Source organism: Actinomadura montaniterrae (assembly GCF_008923365.1).
In the GTDB taxonomy this organism is placed as follows: Bacteria; Actinomycetota; Actinomycetes; order Streptosporangiales; family Streptosporangiaceae; genus Spirillospora; species Spirillospora montaniterrae.
In genome coordinates, this window is sequence record NZ_WBMR01000423.1 from 1 (window position 1) to 1,589 (window position 1,589).

General features: G+C 79.0%; 2 protein-coding genes. Both read right to left on the bottom strand.

The window, feature by feature from the left end:
- Window positions 1–657, bottom strand: a 657-nt coding sequence (locus F9B16_RS49835) for a protein kinase domain-containing protein (RefSeq protein ID WP_449700509.1), incomplete at its 3' end; no start/stop codon positions are given.
- 49 nt (window positions 658–706) lie between these two features.
- On the bottom strand, window positions 707–1,589 hold an 883-nt coding region (locus F9B16_RS53395), incomplete at its 5' end, for a DivIVA domain-containing protein (protein ID WP_225992676.1).

Sequence of the window (1,589 nt, forward strand, 5' to 3'; positions counted from 1 at the left end):
GGGCGCCGGAACGGGCCGCGCCGGCCGCGGCACCAGCCGGGACGCCTCGTCCGCGAGGCGCTCCGCGTCCGGCCGGGCCGCCGGATCCGGGTCCGCGGCCATGGCCACCAGCGGGCGCAGGTCGGCGGGCAGCGCGTCCGGCGGACCCTCGAACCGCCCGGTCGCCGCGAACGTCACCGTCGCCGCCCACGCGTGCACGTCGCCGGGCCCGTGCGCCCCCGCGGCCAGCCCGAAGTCCACGACGACGGGCGAGCCGTCCACCACCAGCACCGTCCCGGGCCCCAGCTCGCCGTGCGCCAGGCCCGCCCGGTGGACCGCGGCGAGCGCCTTCGCCAGCCCGGCCGCCATCCGCCGCAGCGCGTCGCCCGGCATCGGCCCCTGCTCCGCGACGACCTCCGCCAGCGGACGGCCCGGTACGAACCGCGACACCACGTACGGCCGCCGCACCCCGGACTCGCCGTCCAGGACGTCCGCCGCGTAGGGGCTGGCCACCGCGCGCATCCGCTCGATGTCGGGCGCGGCGCCCGGCGGGAGCAGCCGGATCGCCACGTCGCGCCCGTCCGGCCCGGTGGCCCGGTGCACGCCGGTCCCGCCGGCCGGCCGCGACAGCAGCCGGTACGGCCCGATGTGCTCCTGGTGGCTCGTCTCGCCGCTCATATGGCCCGCCACCCTACCCACCGCCCCACCTCGCCCGCAGCGATCCGGACTACACGTAGCCGGTGCGGCGGAGCTCGGTCTCGAGGGCGGCGAGGAAGGCGTCGACCTCGTCCTTGTCATAGGTCTCGCGGAGGCGCCGCAGGGTGAACGAGCGGGCGCGGACGTCGTCGGCGCCGACCACCTCGGCGAGACCGCGGCGGTCCCCCGCCAGCCAGTCGCGGACGCGGCCGACGAACCCGTCGACCTCGGCGGGGTCGTACCCCTCCTTGAAGCGGGCGCGGGTGAACCGGGCGGTGCCGAGCAGCGCCATGACGCGGCGGACGTCGGCGAGCTGCCCCGGCATCACTGGACGGCCCTGCAGCAGGCCCTGCGCGTGCCGCGCGTACAGGCTCGCCGCCTGGTAGATCTCGGCGAGCCGGGGGGCGTTGGCGGGGACGCCGGTGCCGGTCCGCGCGTCGCGGGCCGCGCGGGTCGCGGCGTCGAGGGACTTGCGGGCGTGGCCCGCGGCGTGCTCCGACCAGGTCCCGCCGATGGCGTGGCTGCGCTCGGCGGCGACCAGCTCCCGCTTGGCCTCGGCGAGCGACACCTCGATCACCGAGACCGTCAGCGCGAAGCCCGCCTGCGCGAACGCGGCGCGGCCCGCCACGACCCGGTCCGCCGGCGGCTTCGGCTTGGGCGGCGGGGGCGGCTCCGGCGGCGGCGCGGGCTTCAGCCGCAGCCGCGGCGCGATCGACCCGGGGTTGGCGAACCGCGCCGCCAGCTCCGCCGCGTCCGGCCGCTGCTCCGGGTCGCGGGCCAGCGCGTCCTCCAGCACCTCGCGCAGGTCCGGGTCGATGCCGGCGAGGTCCGGCCAGCCGGTCAGGACGCGGCGGACGAACGCCGCCGGGCTCGTCGCCTCGTAGGTGCGGCGCCCGGTCGCGGCGTAGGCGATC